At 66.3% G+C, this 17092-nt stretch carries 13 protein-coding genes; 9 read left to right on the top strand and 4 right to left on the bottom strand.

Annotated features, from left to right (window positions below):
* Positions 1-76 precede the first annotated feature (76 nt).
* Positions 77-1654 (bottom strand): EAL domain-containing protein, encoded by a 1578-nt coding sequence (locus tag AC0SZ7_RS27565; protein ID WP_475507335.1) that lies wholly within the window; start codon positions 1652-1654, stop codon positions 77-79.
* 1040 nt (positions 1655-2694) lie between these two features.
* Between AC0SZ7_RS27565 and AC0SZ7_RS27560 the strand changes: the two genes are divergently transcribed.
* From AC0SZ7_RS27560 to AC0SZ7_RS27540, 5 genes are all read left to right on the top strand, one after another.
* A complete protein-coding gene (locus AC0SZ7_RS27560; RefSeq protein ID WP_475507334.1) occupies positions 2695-3738 on the top strand; it encodes an ABC transporter substrate-binding protein in 1044 nt (347 codons plus the stop codon).
* Positions 3739-3752: 14 nt separating this feature from the next.
* Positions 3753-4370 (top strand): glutathione S-transferase C-terminal domain-containing protein, encoded by a 618-nt coding sequence (locus AC0SZ7_RS27555; RefSeq protein WP_475507333.1) that lies wholly within the window; start codon positions 3753-3755, stop codon positions 4368-4370.
* A gap of 10 nt (positions 4371-4380) precedes the next feature.
* Positions 4381-5430: an AraC family transcriptional regulator gene (locus AC0SZ7_RS27550; RefSeq protein ID WP_475507332.1), complete on the top strand. Its 1050-nt coding sequence runs from the start codon at positions 4381-4383 to the stop codon at positions 5428-5430.
* A 128-nt stretch (positions 5431-5558) separates the two neighbouring features.
* Positions 5559-7913, top strand: a complete 2355-nt coding sequence (locus AC0SZ7_RS27545; protein ID WP_475507331.1) for a TonB-dependent receptor — start codon at positions 5559-5561, stop codon at positions 7911-7913.
* A 7-nt stretch (positions 7914-7920) separates the two neighbouring features.
* Positions 7921-9249, top strand: coding sequence for an LLM class flavin-dependent oxidoreductase (locus AC0SZ7_RS27540; RefSeq protein WP_475507330.1), 1329 nt, complete (start codon positions 7921-7923; stop codon positions 9247-9249).
* 9 nt (positions 9250-9258) lie between these two features.
* Here AC0SZ7_RS27540 and AC0SZ7_RS27535 read toward each other — a convergent pair whose 3' ends face one another.
* The gene (locus tag AC0SZ7_RS27535; RefSeq protein ID WP_475507329.1) at positions 9259-10707 is read right to left on the bottom strand and encodes a high affinity choline transporter 1; all 1449 of its coding nucleotides are present in this window, start codon (positions 10705-10707) and stop codon (positions 9259-9261) included.
* A gap of 384 nt (positions 10708-11091) precedes the next feature.
* On the opposite strand from AC0SZ7_RS27535, the gene AC0SZ7_RS27530 reads away from it, so the two are divergent.
* Positions 11092-11475, top strand: a complete 384-nt coding sequence (locus AC0SZ7_RS27530; protein WP_475507328.1) for a DUF2784 domain-containing protein — start codon at positions 11092-11094, stop codon at positions 11473-11475.
* On the opposite strand, the gene AC0SZ7_RS27525 is transcribed toward AC0SZ7_RS27530, so the two are convergent.
* Both AC0SZ7_RS27525 and copM read right to left on the bottom strand, forming a co-directional pair.
* Positions 11465-12334, bottom strand: coding sequence for an isocitrate lyase/PEP mutase family protein (locus AC0SZ7_RS27525; RefSeq protein ID WP_475507327.1), 870 nt, complete (start codon positions 12332-12334; stop codon positions 11465-11467). The genes AC0SZ7_RS27530 and AC0SZ7_RS27525 overlap by 11 nt on opposite strands.
* 300 nt (positions 12335-12634) lie before the next feature.
* A complete protein-coding gene (copM, locus tag AC0SZ7_RS27520; protein WP_416424846.1) occupies positions 12635-12958 on the bottom strand; it encodes a CopM family metallochaperone in 324 nt (107 codons plus the stop codon).
* 213 nt (positions 12959-13171) lie between these two features.
* Here copM and AC0SZ7_RS27515 point away from each other — a divergent pair, with 213 nt between their 5' ends.
* The 3 genes from AC0SZ7_RS27515 to AC0SZ7_RS27505 are packed head-to-tail and all read left to right on the top strand — an operon-like array spanning position 13172 to position 16926.
* Positions 13172-14413: an acyl-CoA dehydrogenase family protein gene (locus tag AC0SZ7_RS27515; RefSeq protein WP_475507326.1), complete on the top strand. Its 1242-nt coding sequence runs from the start codon at positions 13172-13174 to the stop codon at positions 14411-14413.
* Positions 14414-14450: 37 nt separating this feature from the next.
* Positions 14451-15497, top strand: coding sequence for an NADP(H)-dependent aldo-keto reductase (locus AC0SZ7_RS27510; protein ID WP_475507325.1), 1047 nt, complete (start codon positions 14451-14453; stop codon positions 15495-15497).
* Positions 15498-15522: 25 nt separating this feature from the next.
* Complete coding sequence (locus tag AC0SZ7_RS27505) at positions 15523-16926, top strand: LLM class flavin-dependent oxidoreductase (protein ID WP_475507324.1); 1404 nt, start codon at positions 15523-15525, stop codon at positions 16924-16926.
* Positions 16927-17092 lie beyond the last annotated feature (166 nt).

The following is a 17092-nucleotide window of genomic DNA, read 5'->3' as shown; positions in this document are numbered from 1 at the left end:
CTGTGGGAGCTGGCTTGCCAGCGAGCTGTTGACGTTCCCAAGCTCGCTGGCAAGCCAGCTCCCACACGAAACGGGGTCAGGCGTTGGCCTCCGATCGGCTTTTGCAGCGCTGGATGAACCGCCCCAGTTCATCAATCGGCATCGGCTTGCCGAAGAACCAGCCCTGCGCCAGGTGCACTCCGGCGTCGCGCAGCACATTGCGCTGGTGCTCGGTCTCCACCCCTTCGGCAATCATCTTCAGGTTCAGCGAGCGGGCAATCTCGATGATGTGGAACAGCAGCGGGCTGCTGGCCCGCGCCTCGCCGATCTCGTCGACGAAAGCCTTGTCGATCTTCAGGTAATCCAGGTCATAGGTGGCCAGGTACGACAGGCTCGAATTGCCGGTGCCGAAGTCGTCGATCGCCACCTTGAAGCCTTTTGCCCGAATCGACAGCAGCACCTCCCTGGCCTTGTCCGGCACCATCAGCCCGCGCTCGGTGGCCTCGATCAGAATGTTTTCCGAGGTGCCGCCCGAGGCGCGGATCAGCGCCTGCAGGCGTTGCTCGGTCTGTTCGGAATGCAGGTCCTCGGCGGAGAAGTTGATGGCGATGTGGGTGTCGGGGTTGTCCTTGATCAGCTGCACCGAATCGTTGGCGACCATCTCCATCACCTGCGCGGTGACCTGCTGGATCAGGCCGTTGGCCTCGGCGGCGGGAATGAACTCCACCGGGCTGATCAACCCGCGCTCCGGCTGCTTCCAGCGAATAAGCGCCTCGGCGCCCACGCACTCGCCACTGCGCAAGTCCATCACCGGCTGGTACAGCAGGAAAAACTCGCGTCGCCGCAGTGCCCGCAACAGCTGCGATTTGAACGACAAGCGCTGGCGCACGCTCAGGTACAGCAGTACGCCAATGATCACTCCCACCAGGCCGCCCACCGCCAGGTAGCCGGGCAGCAGCGCCCACACCATCTGCGCTACCCGCCCTTCAGGCATGGCCGCCAGCACGGAGGAGTCACCGTCGGTGGAGGGCTGGATGAACACGAACCTGTCATCGGCAAAGAAGGCCACGGGCTGGCGCTGGTACTGCGCCAGCCACTGTGGCTTGAATTCACCCCGGGAGCGCACTACCACCTGGTCGCTGTTGCGGAAGTGGGTAATGGCGATGTCGGTCTGTTCGCCCACCACATCCAGCACCAGGCTGGGCTCGATGATCGCCGCGTAGCCGCCGTGCTCGTTGATCGCGAACAGCGTGCCCGGCGCGTCCGGCAGGGTCACCTGGCTCCAGCGCCGGCCGCTGCTGGCGGTGATATGGCTGGCCGGCCCCAGCGCCACCTGCGCGCGCGCCGACGGCAGGGTGGAGCACAGCAGGCGGTCACCCTGGATATACGCCAGGCCCTGCAGGTAGCTGGCCTCCAGCAGCAGATGTTCCATCAGTGCCAGGTGGTCGGGCGAGCAGGGCGCCAGGCCGGCGTGCTGCTGGGCCGCCACCACCTTGTCGACCTGCGCCTGGGTGCTGGTGGAGCGGTGAATCACATCGGCGGTGATCTCGGCGAGGTACGCGCGCGCGCTGTTATGGCCGCTGCGCACGGCCAGGCACGCCGACAGCACCACCGCGCCGATGAAAATGCCGACGGCGGTGCTGGCGGCCAGTTTTCGCAAGGTCCTTCTGCGCATGGGGGAGGGGGCTCGGGAATTGGGATGGAGTGAAGCGTAGACGAGGCGGCACGCGGTGTACCCGGATGCTCAGCGGTGGTTTTCTACGTGCAGCAGCAACTGTCTTGAAATGGCGTCGTCTGCATCGCGACTAAAGTCGGCTCCTACCGTACGTGGTAGGAGCCGGCCTTGGCCGCGATGCAGGCGATGCGATATACGGGGTATACGCATTCGTGTAGCAGCTGCCGCAGGCTGCGTCTTGCACGCGCGGTGCATCAGGCTCACCGCGGCACCCATGACGCGGCCTGCGGCCGCTGCTACAGGGGGCCTGCGTAGGAGCGGGCCGTGCCCGCGAAGCAGACGCCGCAGGGTTTCAGGCCCTGCGCGGTGAGGCATTCGCGGCCACGGGCCGCTCCTGCAGCGTACCCCGATGGCGTAGCAGCTGCCGCAGGCTGCGTCTTGCCTGCGCGGTGCATCAGGCTTACCGCGGCACCCATGACGCGGCCTGCGGCCGCTGCTACAGGGGGCCTGCGTAGGAGCGGGCCGTGCCCGCGAAGCAGACGCCGCAGGGTTTCAGGCCTTGCGCGGTGAGGTATTCGCGGCCACGGGCCGCTCCTACAGCGTACCCCGATGGCGTAGCAGCTGCCGCAGGCTGCGTCTTGCACGCGCGGTGCATCATGCTCACCGCGGCACCCATGACGCGGCCTGCGGCCGCTGCTACAGGGGGCCTGCGTAGGAGCGGGCCGTGCCCGCGAAGCAGACGCCGCAGGGTTTCCGGCCCTGCGCGGTGAGGCATTCGCGGCCACGGGCCGCTCAGAGGGTCGGGTCAGCGCAGCCTGGCGGCAGCGGCTACGGTGGTGAGCACGACGGGAGTGCGCGGTGGCTTCGGGCGCGGCATGGTGATTATGCTTTTCAGGCATGGGCGGCGGCACTCAAGGCTGGTGCGGTATATGCATTAATCGCCTAACCATCAGATTTTTTATTATTTTATTTTTTCCTCGACACAAATCTATCGTGCGCCTCACTTCCACCTTCCCGCTGGAACCTGCAGGAGCACCGCCATGCTGTCGTCCCGTTTCTTCCGCCCGCTGTTCGCGCTTTCCCTCGCTGCCGCCCTGGTATCTGGTGGCGCCCGCGCCGATGAGGTCAAGGAGATTCGCATCGCGGTGCCGGACATCAGCGCCGGCACCACGCCCAGCGGCGCCGGCATCATTGACGTGCTGCGCGACCAGCAGAGCCTGGAGCAGGAGTTCGCCAAGGACGGTATCAAGGTGCGCTGGGACTTCTTCAAGGGCGCCGGCCCCGCCATCAATGAGGCATTGGCCAACGGCCAGGAAGACTTCGCCTTCCTGGGCGACCTGCCGGCCATTGTCGGCAAGGCCGGCGGCCTCGACACCCGCCTGCTGAGCGCCACGGCGCGTGACATCAAGCTGTACCTGGCCGTGCAACCGGGTAGCGGCATTACCTCGCTGGAGGCGCTGAAGGGCAAGCGCGTGGCGATTTTCCGTGGCACCGCCACGCAGTTGTCGTTTGCCTCGGCACTGGCCAGCCGGGGCCTCAAGGAGAGCGACTACAAGGTCATCAACCTCGACTACAACGCCGCCAACACCGCGCTGGTCGCCAGGCAGATCGACGCCACCTGGTCGGGCGCCGGGCTGATCGCGCTGAAGGCGCGCGGGCTTGCCGAACTGCCGCTGAGCACTGTCGACCTGGGCGGCGCCGGCAGCGTGCAGACCGTGCTGCTGGGCCGCGGCGCCTTCGTCGATGCGCACCCCGACCTCACCGCGCGCCTGCTCAAGGCCCAGCAACCGGCGGTGGCGTGGCTGCGCGACGAGGCGCACAAGCAGGCCTACGTCGATCTGGTGTCGCGCCTGGCCAGCTACCCGGCGGCTATCCTTGCCACTGACGCGGCCGACCAGTCGTTCGGGCGTATTTTCGACCCGCAGCTGGACAGCAGCTTCACCGCCAACCTGCAGCACAGCGTCGACCTGGCCTTGCAGGCGCGGTTGATCCGCAAGGGCTTCCAGGTCAGCAGCTGGGCCCAGCCGCAGTACCTGAACACGGCGCTGCAAGCCGCGCCCACCACCACCCAAGCCAGCCGCTAAGCCGAGGACCTGCCATGACCACCCTGTTCATTTTTCCGGGCGCCTGCTCACTCGCCGCCCACGTCGTCATCGAAGAACTGCAACTGCCCATCGAAATCGAGAAAGTCAGCCTGGCCGCCGATTCGCCCTACCGCCAGGTCAACCCGCAGGGCCGCGTGCCGGCCCTGCTGCTGGACGACGAGACCCTGCTGACCGAGAACACCGCGCTGCTGCCCTACCTGGCCGACCTGCGCCCCGGCACGCCGCTGTTCGCCGCCGCCGGCAGCGTTGAGCGGGCGCAGATCCAGGGCTGGCTGGGCTACTTGGCCACCGAGGTGCACAGCGGCGCCTTCCGCAGTATCAACCGCCCCGAGCGTTTCACCCCGGACGAACAGGCCTACGCCGGCATCCGCAGCAAAGGCCTGCAGCGCCTGGCCGACGCGCTGAAGCCCATCGAAGCCAGGCTGGGCGGGCAGGACTGGCTGGTGGGCAACCGTTTCACTGTCGCCGACGCCTACCTGGGCGTGTTCATCGGCTGGAGCGCCCGCGCTGGCACGCTGCTGCAGGACTTCCCGGCGCTGCAGGCGTTCCTCGGCCGCTACCGCGCGCGTGAGTCGGTGATTCGCACCCTGGCCGCCGAAGGCCTTGCCTGAGGAGCCGCCGATGTCGACGCTGCACACCATCGCCACCTGGGCCCAGGTCATCGCCCGCACGCTGGAGGCGCGCGGCATTGCCAGCGCGCCGCTGCTGCACGAGGCCGGCATCGGCCCCTGCAACCTGCACGACCCCAACCAGCGCATCGCACTGGCTGCCATGAGCGCGTTCTGGCGCGCGGCACGGCGAGCCAGCGGCGATGAATGCTTCGGCCTGGGCGTGGCGGCGTGCAGCTACCCCACTGATTTCCACGGCCTGTACTTCGCCGCGCAAAGCAGTTCCACCTTCATCGAGGCGCTGGAGCGCGGCGTGCGTTTTGCGCCGGTGATCACCACGGCCGCGCTGCTGACCCTGGTGCGCGGCCCGCAGGTGACCCGGCTGATCTACGGCGTGCCCGACGGTGCCCAGGTGGAGCAGGTGGCCAGCGAGGCGTCGATTGCCTGCTCGGTGCGCTTCACCCGCCAGACTTGGCCCGGCATGCCCATCGTGCAAGGCGTGCACCTGGCCCGGCCAACCCCGGCCGATCCCCAGCGCTGGGTGGAACTGCTGGGCTGCCCCATCCAGTTCAACGCCGCCGAGAACGCCATCGACTACAACAACCGCTGGCTGCACACGCCGCTCAACACCGCCAACCTCGACGTTGCCCAAGGCCTGGATGCGGTGCTGGACGGCTACCTGGAACGCCAGCGTTGCCTGAACCTGCCCGAACGGGTGCGCGCGGCCATCCTCCGTGACCTGCCCATGGGCGAGGTGCAGCAGAGCCGGGTGGCCGAGGAGGTGGGCATGAGCGTGCGCAACCTGCACCGCCACCTGCTCAAGCACGCCACCAGCTTCAAGGCGCTGCTCGACGACTGCCGGCGCCAGCTGGCCTTCAGTTACCTGCGCCGCACCGATTGCTCCATCAACGAAATCTGCTACCGCCTGGGCTTCAACGAACCCAGCAGTTTCAACCGCGCGTTCCGCCGCTGGACCGGTGCCAGTCCGGGCCAATGGCGCCGTCATGACCAGGGTACGGCGCCGCTGCCGGCGCCTGCGCAGCACTTGTCCATCGCTGTTTAGCCACATGGCCGACGCGGACCATGGTTTGTCCGCCCAGGCCCCAGCTTTGCCGTTACCGCTCCTTAGCATGGGCACCCTGAACGTGCATTTGGCCTACGTCGCCGCACGCCACCAAGGAGCCTTCACCCATGCTGTCACGTTACGCGGCCACCACGGCCCATCGCCTGAAACCCCTGAGCCTGTCGCTGGCCATTGCCTTGCCGGGGGCGCTGTGGAACGGCGCTGCCCAGGCGGCCGACGACACCCCGACAGCGCCGGACAGCGCCCAGGCCGACAGCACCGGTAGCCCGCGCCTGGCGCCGGTGACCGTCACCGCCCGGCGCCGCGCCGAGGCTTCCCAGGATGTGCCCACGCCCATCACCACCCTCAGCGGCGAGCAGCTGGAAAGCCAGCGCCTGTACAAGATCCAGGACTTGCAGCAGACCCTGCCCAGCGTCAACGTGGCCTACGTGCATGCCCGGGTGTCGAGCTTCGCCGTGCGCGGCATCGGCAACAACCCGGCCAGCGACGGCCTGGAAGGCAGCGCTGGCATCTACCTGGACAACGTCTACCTGGGCCGCCCGGGCATGGCCGCCTTCGACATGCTCGACGTCGACCAGCTCGAACTGCTGCGCGGCCCCCAGGGCACGCTGTTCGGCAAGAACACCACGGCCGGCGTGCTCAACATCACCACCAAGGGGCCTACCTTCACCCCCGAGCGCAGCGTGGAAGTGTCGGGCGGGCAGGACGGTTACTTCCAGGGCAAGGGCACGGTGTCCGGGCCGCTGACCGACACCCTGGCCGGGCGGTTGTCGTTCTACCGCACCCGCGACGATGGTTACCTGGACAACAAGCATGACAGCCGCACGCTGCTGGGCGGCGAGCGCGAAGGCCTGCGCGGGCAGCTGCTGTTCAAGCCCAACGACGATTTCAGCCTGCGCTGGATCAACGAATACAACACCGAGAACTCCAGCAGCGGCAGCAGCGTGATCTACGGCGCCGGCCCGCTGTTCTGGCGGCGCGCCACCCTGGTGGGCGCCAACCCGATACTGGGCCACAGCAACATCGACGGCCGCCAGAACGTCAGCGTGCACCAGAACGCCAGTTCGCTTGAGGCCAACTGGAACCTGGCCGGCGGCTACACCCTGACCTCCATCAGTGCCTACCGCTATTGGCACTTCAACCCGGCCAACGACGCCGACCAGCTCGATGTGCCGGTGCTTCGCGACTTCGGCTACGAGGTGCACGACCGGCAGTTTTCCCAGGAAATTCGCCTGGCCTCGCCCAAGGGCGAACACTTCGACTACGTGCTGGGCGCCTACGCCTTCAAGCAGAACCTGGGCAACCGCATCTTCACCGACTTCGGCCCGCTGGCTGACCTGAACCTGATCGGTGCCAACCTCAATGCGCTGAACAACCTCGACAGCAAGGTCAACGGCAAGGTCGACACCGAGAGCTACGCGCTGTTTGCCCAAGGCACCTGGCACCTCACCCCGCGCCTGGACTTCAGCGCCGGGCTGCGCGGCACCTATGAAGAGAAGGATGCCAACGTGCAGCGTTACGCGCCCACCGGTGGCGGCGCCGCGGTGGTGATTCCCGGCGTGGTCGACGGCAACGCCATCCGTGCCAGCCAGGTGGGTGCCTACGACAGCGGCAACCTGCACCTGCACAACGCCGCGCCGTCGATGCTGGCCAGCCTCAGCTACCGCTTCACCGACGACGTGCTGGGCTATACCTCGCTGTCCCATGGCGAGAAGTCGGGCGGGGTGAACCTGGCCGTGGCCTCGGCGCCCAGCGCCGGGGCCGAGTCACTGCTGGTAGGGCCGGAACGCGCCAACGACGCCGAGCTGGGCATCAAGAGCCAGCTGTTCGACCACCGCCTGCAGCTTAACGCCAACCTGTTCTGGACCGGCGTCAACGGCTACCAGGCCACCACCTACTACCAGCCGCTGGGCGCGCTTACCGGCTACCAGCTGCTGACCAACGCCGGCAGCGTGCGCTCGCGCGGGCTGGAGTTCGAGGCCACGGCGGTGCCGGTGCGCGGCCTGACCCTGAACTTCAACGGCTCGTTCAACGACGTCACCTACCTGTCGTTCAAGGACGCGCCGTGCCCGGCGGAAAACACCACCGCCGCCACCTGCGACCTCAGCGGCCAGCGCGTGGCCGGTGCCTCGCGCTGGATCGGCAACCTCAACGGTGAATACAAGTGGCAACGTGTCGACGGCATCGAACCCTACGCCACCGCCAGCTACGCCTACCGCTCCGCCAGCCAGGGCACCCTGGACAATTCCGAGCTGGCGAAGATCGACGGTTACGGCCTGGCGAACTTCTCGGTGGGTGCGCGGGTGGGCTACGGCGACGGCCTGATCGACGCCTCGTTGTGGGTCAAGAACGCCTTCGACCGCGAGTACTACCTGGCCGTGGGCAACGGCTCCAACGGCCTGTACACCGCCTCCCCAGGCCAGCCGCGCACGGCTGGCATCACCCTGCGCTACGACTTCTGAGGTGCACATGAGCAACCGACAAATGAGCCTGGGCGCATTCCTGATGGGCAGCGGCCACCACGTCGCCGCCTGGCGCCACCCGCGCGCCTGGGCCGGCGGCGGCCTGAATTTCGAGCACTTCAAGCGCCTGGCGCAGGCTGCAGAGCGCGGCAAGTTCGACGCGATTTTCTTCGCCGACAACCTGGCGCTGATGGGCTCGCCGCAGCTGGGCCAGTACACCACCGCCGGCGATGTCTTCGACCCGCTGGTGCTGCTGTCGGGGCTGGCCACGGTTACCGAGCGCATCGGCCTGGTGTCCACCGTGTCCACCAGCTACAACGAGCCGTACCTGCTGGCGCGCAAGTTCGCCTCGCTGGACCACCTGAGCAACGGCCGCAGTGCCTGGAACCTGGTGACCTCGGCCACGGACCTTGAGGCCCTGAACTTCGGCCGCGAGCAGCATTTCGAACACGGCGACCGTTACCAGCGCGCCGAGGAATTCATCGACGTGGTCACCGGCCTGTGGGACAGCTACGAAGACGACGCCTTCGTGCACGACAAGGCCAGCGGCGTGTACTTCCAGCCGCACAAGCTGCATACCCTGGGGCACCGGGGCGCGTACTACCAGGTGCGCGGGCCACTGAACATTCCGCGCACGCCGCAAGGCCACCCGGTGTTGATCCAGGCCGGTTCCTCCGAGCCGGGCAAGGCGCTGGCGGCGCGCACCGCCGAGGTGGTTTTCACCGCGCAGCAGACGCTGGGCAACGCCCAGGCGTTCTATGCCGACCTCAAGGGGCGGCTGGCGGCCCATGGCCGTGGCCGCGATGAGTTGAAAGTAATGCCGGGCATCTCGCCGGTGATTGGCCGTACCCAGGCGGAGGCCGAGGACATTTTCGCCGAACTGCAGGAGCGCCTCGACCCGCGGGTAGGGCTGGGGCTGTTGGCCGGGATGGCCGGCGGCTTCGACCTGTCCGGGTATGACCTGGACGGGCCGTTGCCCGCGCTGCCGGTGAGCAACGCCATGCAAAGCCGCCAGGCGTTGTTCATCGACCTGGCGCGGCGGGAAAACCTCAGCATCCGCCAGCTGTACCTGAAGGTGGCGGGTGCTCGCGGGCACCATACCGTCATCGGCACGCCGCAGGTGGTGGCCGATACCCTGGAGCAGTGGTTCGTGGAAGGAGCGGGCGACGGCTTCAACATCATGCCGCCGATACTGCCGGGCGGGCTGGACGATTTCGTCCAGCGGGTGGTGCCCATCCTGCAGCAGCGCGGGCTGTTTCGCCGCGAGTACAGTGGCACCACGCTGCGCGAGCACTTGGGGCTGGCGCGGCCCGGCAATCGTCATGCCGGGCGCTAGGGGGGCGGGTCAGTTGCTGGCCACGGCGCCGTCGAAGTCCTGTTCGCGGTCACGCTTGTTCAGCGGCGGCAGCAGCGAGCCGATGATCATGCCCAGGGCGCTGATCAGCAGGCCGGCCAGTTGCGGCGGCCACAGGTCGCTGTCCTGGTGGGTGATTTCCAGCAGGCCCCAGGAGCTCAGGCCGAAGACGATCGCGGTGATTGCGCCCTGGTTGGTGGCGCGCTTCCAGAACAGGCCGAAGAACAGCGGCACCACGGCGGCTACCAGGGTCACCTTGTAGGCGTTGCCGACCATCTCGTAGATGCTGGAGTTGGAGTACAGCGCGAACAGGCAGGTGAGGGCGGCGCCCACGGCAATGGTGATACGCATGGCCAGCAGGAACTGGCGGTCGGTCATGTTCGGGCGCATGCGCTTGAGCACGTTCTCGGTGAAGGTCACCGAAGGGGCCAGCAGGGTGCCCGAGGCGGTGGACATGATCGCCGACAGCAGTGCGCCGAAGAACATGATCTGCGCGAACAGCGGGGTGCGTTCCATGATCAGGCGCGGCAGGATCATCTGCGCGTCGGTATCCAGCAGCTCGCTGACCATTTGCGGGTCGATCATGGAGGCTGCGTAGGTCAGGAAGATCGGCAGCATGCAGAAGGTCAGGTAGCAGCAGGCACCGGCAATGGAGGCGCGCGCGGCGATTTTCTCGGTCTTGGCCGACATCACCCGGGCGTACACATCCTGCTGTGGAATGGAGCCGAACATCATGGTCACTGCCGCGCCCAGGAAGCCCAGGATGTCCTTGGCCGAGGTGCTGTGCACCATGGTGAACTTGCCGGCTGCCGCCGCATGCTCGACCACGTGGCCCGCGCCGCCGGCCATGCTGCCCAGCAGGTAGGTCAGGTAAACCAGGCCGCAGACAATGATCAGCATCTGCATGGAGTCGTTCATGGCCACCGACCACATGCCGCCGAACAGGGTGTACACCAGCACGATGCCGGTGCCCAGCAGCATGCCTTCGGTGGTGGTGATGGCGCCGTCGGACAGCACGTTGAACACCACGCCCAGCGCGGTCAGCTGCGCGGCGATCCAGCCCAGGTACGAGCCGATGATTACCAGGCTGACGAACAGCTCCACCTTCGGCCCATAGCGTTTGCGGAAAAAGTCACCAATGGTGAGCATGTTCAGGCGGTACAGCGGGCGGCAGAACACCAGGCCCACCAGCATCAGGCAGCCGAACGAGCCGAAGGGGTCTTCGATGATGCCCGAGAAGCCGTTTTTCATGAACGCGGCGGGAATACCCAGCACCGCTTCGGAACCAAACCAGGTGGCGAACACCATGGCGGTTACCACGGGGAAGGACATGCTGCGGCCAGCCGCCGCAAAGTCCTTGGAGTTCTTGACACGAGTGGAGGCGTAGAAGCCGACACTCACAGTGATCAGCAGGTAAACCGCGACAAACCAGATCAGCATGTGTTCTTCCCGTTCGCACGCGCAGCCTGGCCAGGGCGAAAACCTGGGCACACGCTGGCGAGGCGCTAGACAAAATTGTTTTTTTTGGACGCGTACGGGGTCTCAGGCGGGTGAGGGCGGCCAGGGGGTGGCGACGCTTGCCCGGTGATGTCCGGTACAACGGGTCGGCAGTGTGCCAAACGCGTCAAATATGTCAAACGTTTACAACGTGCTAGCGGAAAATTAGCGACGTCGTTTTTGATAAAAATGAGATAAGTAATTGATTTACAATGAATTAAATTGCCAGATATTTTGGTCGGCTTGTCAATAATTATGGACCTGTGTCGCCCTTGATCCATGCCGTGCCGGGGCCGACAATGGCGAAAACAACGCGCAAGGATTCCCATGTTCTATTCCATGGCAGCCGACGGACTGGTGCTGTTTCACGGCCTGTTCATTATTTTTGTACTGCTGGGCGGGCTTTTGCTGCTCAAGTGGCGGCGCCTGGTGTGGCTGCATCTGCCGGCGGCGGCCTGGGGCGTGGCGGTGGAGGTGTTTCACCTGACCTGTCCGCTGACGTACTGGGAAAACCTGATGCGCCTGCACGCGGGGCAGCAGGGCTATGCGGGGGGCTACGTAGAGCACTACCTGCTGCCAGTGATCTACCCGGCCGGGCTGACGGCGGGTATCCAGCTGGTGCTGGGCAGCGTGGTGCTGCTGATCAATGGCACGGTCTACTGGCGGTTGTGCCGCCGGTGGCGTGGTGAAGCAGTGCGGCCTATTCCTTGACGTCCATGAACTCGCGTGCCCAGGCGACATAGCTTTCGGGCAGGGTGTAGGTGTGGGTCAGCTCGGTGGCACTCAGGTTCTGGGTGCTGCGGGTGAGCTTGCGCTGTTCGCGCAGGGAATCGTAGGTGGCCTTGATGGCGGCGAAGTAGGCGCCGTGGCCGTCGACGCTGATGCGCACGCCCAGTTTCGCCAGGCGGTCGTCGTCCTGCAGCGCCGGGTTGCCGTAGGTCACCAGCATCAGCGGCACGCTGAGGTGCTGGGCAATCTCTTCCAGGTGCTCGAAATCACGCACGCCCACCATGCAGATGCCATCGGCGCCGGCTTCCTGGTAGGCCTTGGTGCGGGCGATGACGTCTTCGGTGGACAGCACGCCGGCGTGGGTGCGGGCGATGATGGTCAGTTCCGGGTCGATACGCGCTTCGAGGGCGGCCTTGATCTTGCCGATGCCTTCGGCCACCGAGATCAGGTCGGTGGACTTGCGGCCGAATTGGGCAGGCAGCAGGGTGTCTTCGATGGTCAGCGCGGCGACGCCGGCGCGTTCCAGTTCGGCCACGGTGCGCATCACGTTGAGGGCGTTGCCGTAGCCGTGGTCGGCGTCGGCGATGAACGGCAGCTGGGCCACGCGGCCGATGCGGGTGGCCTGTTCGACGAATTCGCTCAAGGTGATCAGCGCGAAGTCCGGGGCGCCCAGCACTTGCAGGGACGCGACGGAGCCGCCCAGGATACCGACTTCAAAGCCCAGGTCGGCGGCAATGCGCGCCGACATCGGGTCGAACACGGAAGCGGTGTGGAAGCAGGCGTTGGAAGCGAGCAGCTGGCGGAATGCGCGACGCAAACCTTGGTGGGAAATTCTGGGCATGAGCGCTCCTCAGTGTGGCATCAATCGGTATTACCGTCCGGGCCAAGATGAAATGGTGGGAGACTAACACACGCAATAGTGCCGTTGATGTCGTTTTCGCATCATTCGATGCGCGGACGTTATCAACAGCTTAAACGTTTCAGGTATGAACAATCCCACCACTGATCGGCGATTATACAGTGTGGGATCAAGGACTTGTAGCAGCCGCGTTCCTGTGGGAGCTGGCTTGCCAGCGAGCTGTTGGGGCCTAAAAAGCTCGCTGGCAAGCCAGCTCCCACAAGGTAGCCGCAGCCACGGGAATTATTTGGGCTGCTTGGCCAGCCAGGCCTTCATTTGCGCGATCTCGGCGTCCTGCGCCTTGATGATGCCTTCGGCCAGCTTGCGGATTTCCGGGTCCTTGCCGTACTTGAGTTCGGTCTTGGCCATGTCCACCGCGCCCTGGTGATGGGGCAGCATGCCCTGCACGAACAGCACGTCGGGGTTGTCGCTGGTGGCGTTCATGTTCATGTCCGCCGACATGCCGTGGGCAGCATGCTGGTATTCGGCTTTCATGGCCGCGTTGTCATCGGCGTAGGCAGCGCCGCACAGGGTGGTGGCGAGCATGAAACTCAAGAGTTTGATCACGGTGTGCTCCTGCTGGTCGAAAAGGTGCAGGGTAGACCTTGCCATGGGGGGAAGGTCAAGGCCAGGTGTACACCCTGCAACAGCGTTCCGACACTCTGCCAGCCACCCAACAACCCAGCCACCGAAAAACACCCGCAAACCCTGCCCCAGAGCCCTGGCACGCTCGCTGCATTAGCCGTTCCCGGCGCGTCCCACCACGCACAAGGAACCCCCATGAGTGCCTCGAGCTACGAACACCTGCAGCAGCGCTTTGCCCCCATCTTCTCCCGCATCAAAGACACCGCCGTGGCCCGCGAGCAGCAACGCCAGCTGGCCCATGACGCCGTGGCCTGGTTGCGCGCGGCCGGCTTTGGCGCGTTGCGCGTGCCGGTTGCCCATGGCGGCCTGGGCGCCACCTTGCCGCAGCTGTTCCAGTTGCTGATCGAGCTGGGCGCGGCCGACTCCAACCTGCCGCAGATCGTGCGCGCGCACTTCGGTTTCGTCGAAGGCCGGCTGTCCAGCCGCGACGCCGAGTCCCAGGCCTATTGGCTGCCCAAGGCGGCCGAGGGCGAACTATGGGGCGCAGCCATGGCCGAGCGGACCGACACCTCGCGCAATTCGGTGACCTTGAGCGCCGTGGAGCCAGGCAACCGCGCTGCCGGCTGGCAGCTGGACGGCGAGAAGTATTATTGCACCGGCACCCTCTATGCCGACTGGATCGCCGCGGTGGCTGTGGACGGCGACGACTTTGTCAGCGTCGCCGTGCCCACCGATGCCCCCGGCGTCACTGTCGAAGATGACTGGGACGGCTTTGGCCAGCGTCTGACCGGCAGTGGCACCACGCGTTTCAAGGCGGTGAAGGTGCCCGACCAGCACGTGGTGCGGCGCTTCAAGAAGGACGAACTGCGCGCCGAATCCTACCTCAGCGCCTTCTACCAGCTGTTCCACCTGGCCACGTTGGCCGGCATCGCCGACGCCGTGCTGCACGACGCCAGCGAGTTCGTCCGTGGCCGTACCCGCGGCTTCGGCATTCCTGGCCAGTCCAGCCCCAAGGACGACCCACTGGTGCAACGGGTGATCGGCCGGCTGTCGAGCCTGGCCTACGCCGCGCGCACCCAGGTGCTGGCGGTGGCCCAAGTGCTGCAGGATGTGCACGAGGCGGAGCAGGGCGCGCGCGAAACCGACGCGCATTACACCGAGGCCGAGGTCCGCGCCTACCAGGCCCAGCAGATCGTGCTGGAACAGGTGCTGGAGGCCACCACGCTGCTGTTCGAAGTGGGCGGCGCCTCGGCCACCAGCGCCACCCGGCGCTTCGACCGCCACTGGCGCAACGCCCGCACCCTGGCCTCGCACAACCCGGCCATCTACCGCGAGCGGGCGCTGGGCAACTACTACCTCAACGGCATCACCCCGCATGCCGCCTGGCGCAGCCTGCAGGCCGAAGAGGCCGCGCACGACGAAGCCAGCGCGGTGTGAACGGCGACTTTCATTGATTGCAAAAAAAGGATCACCCATGCGTTACCGCCAACTGGGCAACAGCGACATCAACGTCAGCGTGCTGGGCCTGGGCACCATGACCTGGGGCCATCAGAACAGCGAGGCCGATGCCCACCAGCAGATCGACCTGGCACTGGCCGAAGGCATCAACCTGATCGACACCGCCGAAATGTACCCCACGCCCACCCGTGCCGAGACCTGGCGCACCACCGAGCGCTACATCGGCAGTTGGCTGGCCGCCAGTGGCCGGCGCGCCGACGTGGTGCTGGCGAGCAAGGTGGTGGGACCGTCGCGTGATGGCCAGGCACATATTCGCGACGGCCTGACCCGCCATGACCGGCACAACATCGTCGAAGCCCTGGACGGTAGCCTCAAGCGCTTGAACACCGACTACCTGGACCTGTACCAATTGCATTGGCCGGACCGCACCACCAATATTTTCGGCCAGCGCGAATACCCCTACGTCGACGACAGCCACAGCGTGGCCATCGAGGAAACCCTGGCGGTGCTGGCCGAGCAGGTGCAGGCCGGCAAGATCCGCCACATCGGCGTGTCCAACGAAACCCCGTGGGGCGTGGCCGAGTTTCTCAAGCAAAGCGAACGCCTGGGCCTGCCGCGCATCGTCAGCATCCAGAACCCCTACAGCCTGCTCAACCGCTTGTACGAAGGCGGGCTCTCGGAGTTCAGCCACCGCGAAGGCGTCAGCCTGCTGGCCTATTCGCCGCTGGCCTTCGGTGCCCTCACCGGCAAATACCTGGGTGGCGCGCGGCCCGAGGGTTCGCGCCTGTCGGCGGTGTACCGCACCTTCAACCGCTATGACAGCGCCGCGGCCCAGGAAGCCATCGCCGGCTACGTAGGCATCGCCCTGGAGCACGGCCTGACCCCGGCGCAACTGGCCCTGGCCTACCTGCTCGACAAGCCCTTTGTGGCCAGCGCGCTCACCGGCCAGACCAGCCTGGCACAGCTGCGCGACAACCTGAGTGCGCTGGACGTGGCCCTGAGCGCCGAGGTCAAGGCGCAGGTGCAGGCTATCCACCAACGCATCCCCAATCCGGCCCCGTGAGCGGCCAGGCAAAGGAGTAAAGGCAGTGCCCAAGCAACTGCACGTCAACCTGTTCGAAATGAACTGCGTCAGCCACATCGTCCATGGCCTGTGGGTGCACCCGGAGAACAACCGCCACCGTTTCAATGACCTCGACTACTGGACCGAACTGGCCCAGTTGCTGGAGCACGGCACCTTCGACGGCGTGTTCCTGGCGGATGTGATCGGCACCTACGACCGCTTCCGCGACGGCCCGGAAACCGCGCTGCGCGAAGCCATGCAGATCCCCAGCAACGACCCGCTGCTGGTGATTCCGGCCATGGCCGGGGTGACCCGCAACCTGGGTTTCGGCGCCACTTTTTCCACCACCTACGAACCGCCGTTCGCCTTCGCCCGGCGCATGAGCACCCTCGACCACCTGACCAAGGGGCGGGTAGGGTGGAACATTGTCACCTCGTACCTGCCCAACGCAGCGCGCAACTTCGGCCATGCCACCGAGGTGGTGCACGACCACCGCTACGAGATCGCCGACGAATACCTGGACGTGCTCTACAAGCTGTGGGAAGGCTCGTGGGACGACGACGCGGTGGTGCAGGACCGCGAGCGTCGGGTGTACACCGACCCCAGCAAGGTGCGCTACATCGACCACGTCGGCGAGCACTTCAAGGTGGCCGGCCCGCACCTGTGCCAGCCGTCGCGGCAGCGCACGCCGGTGCTGTTCCAGGCCACCGGCTCGCCGGCCGGCATCGAGTTCGCCGGGCGCCATGCCGAGGTGGTGTTCACCGGCGGCGAGGACACTGCGGCGGTGCGCGCCAACATCCACGCCATGCGCCAGAAGGCCATTGCCCATGAGCGCGACCCGGCGGGGCTTAAGTTCATCGTCATGGCCGGGGTGATCGTGGGGCGCACGGACGAGGAGGTCAGCCGCAAGCTCGACAGCTACCGCCAATTGATGAGCGTCGAGGCGTCGCTGGTGCACGCCCAGGCAGCCGTGGACTTGACCGCTTACCCGCGCGACACCTTGATCAGCGATTTGATCGAGCGCCAGGTCAAGGGCTGGGAAACCCTGCGGCGCTACGTACCGTCGACCACGGTGGGCACGGTGCTGGCGCGGCTGGAGGGTTTCAATCGCGAGCGCTTCTTCGTTGCCGGCACGCCGACCGTGGTGGCCGACCAGATCGAGAAATGGCTGGACGAGGACGGCATCGACGGCATCAACCTGCGTCAGTACCTGACCTTCGAAACCGCCCGCGACTTCATTGAACTGGTGGTGCCGGAACTGCGGCGGCGCGGGCGTTTCCGCGAGCGCTACAACGACGGCGAAACCCTGCGCGAACGCCTGTTCGGCGCCGGCAACGCGCGCCTGCCCGGCGACCACTTCGGCGCCCGCTACCGCAACCCGGCCACCCTGCGCGAACCGGCGCAGCCGCTGCGCTTCTCGGTCCCGTAGCAGCTGCCGCAGGCTGCGTCCGGCGGCGGTCCTGGTTGCTCCAGGACGCGGCCTGCTTCGACGCTGTTGTGGGAGCTGGCTTGCCAGCGAGCTGTTGGGGACACGTTGCCCAGCAACCACCCACGGAACGCTTCCAGCGCCGGCAACGCGCGGTTGCGCGGTGGGT

It is taken from the genome of Pseudomonas sp. JC1203 (assembly GCF_056175065.1).
This window is presented reverse-complemented; position numbering and strand designations above follow the sequence as displayed.

Bases quoted from the DNA above. Each gene is read 5' to 3' on its own strand.
- AC0SZ7_RS27565 (WP_475507335.1), bottom strand. From the start codon at position 1,654: ATGCGCAGAAGGACCTTGCGAAAACTGGCCGCCAGCACCGCCGTCGGC.
- AC0SZ7_RS27560 (WP_475507334.1), top strand. From the start codon at position 2,695: ATGCTGTCGTCCCGTTTCTTCCGCCCGCTGTTCGCGCTTTCCCTCGCT.
- AC0SZ7_RS27555 (WP_475507333.1), top strand. From the start codon at position 3,753: ATGACCACCCTGTTCATTTTTCCGGGCGCCTGCTCACTCGCCGCCCAC.
- AC0SZ7_RS27550 (WP_475507332.1), top strand. From the start codon at position 4,381: ATGTCGACGCTGCACACCATCGCCACCTGGGCCCAGGTCATCGCCCGC.
- AC0SZ7_RS27545 (WP_475507331.1), top strand. From the start codon at position 5,559: ATGCTGTCACGTTACGCGGCCACCACGGCCCATCGCCTGAAACCCCTG.
- AC0SZ7_RS27540 (WP_475507330.1), top strand. From the start codon at position 7,921: ATGAGCAACCGACAAATGAGCCTGGGCGCATTCCTGATGGGCAGCGGC.
- AC0SZ7_RS27535 (WP_475507329.1), bottom strand. From the start codon at position 10,707: ATGCTGATCTGGTTTGTCGCGGTTTACCTGCTGATCACTGTGAGTGTC.
- AC0SZ7_RS27530 (WP_475507328.1), top strand. From the start codon at position 11,092: ATGTTCTATTCCATGGCAGCCGACGGACTGGTGCTGTTTCACGGCCTG.
- AC0SZ7_RS27525 (WP_475507327.1), bottom strand. From the start codon at position 12,334: ATGCCCAGAATTTCCCACCAAGGTTTGCGTCGCGCATTCCGCCAGCTG.
- AC0SZ7_RS27515 (WP_475507326.1), top strand. From the start codon at position 13,172: ATGAGTGCCTCGAGCTACGAACACCTGCAGCAGCGCTTTGCCCCCATC.
- AC0SZ7_RS27510 (WP_475507325.1), top strand. From the start codon at position 14,451: ATGCGTTACCGCCAACTGGGCAACAGCGACATCAACGTCAGCGTGCTG.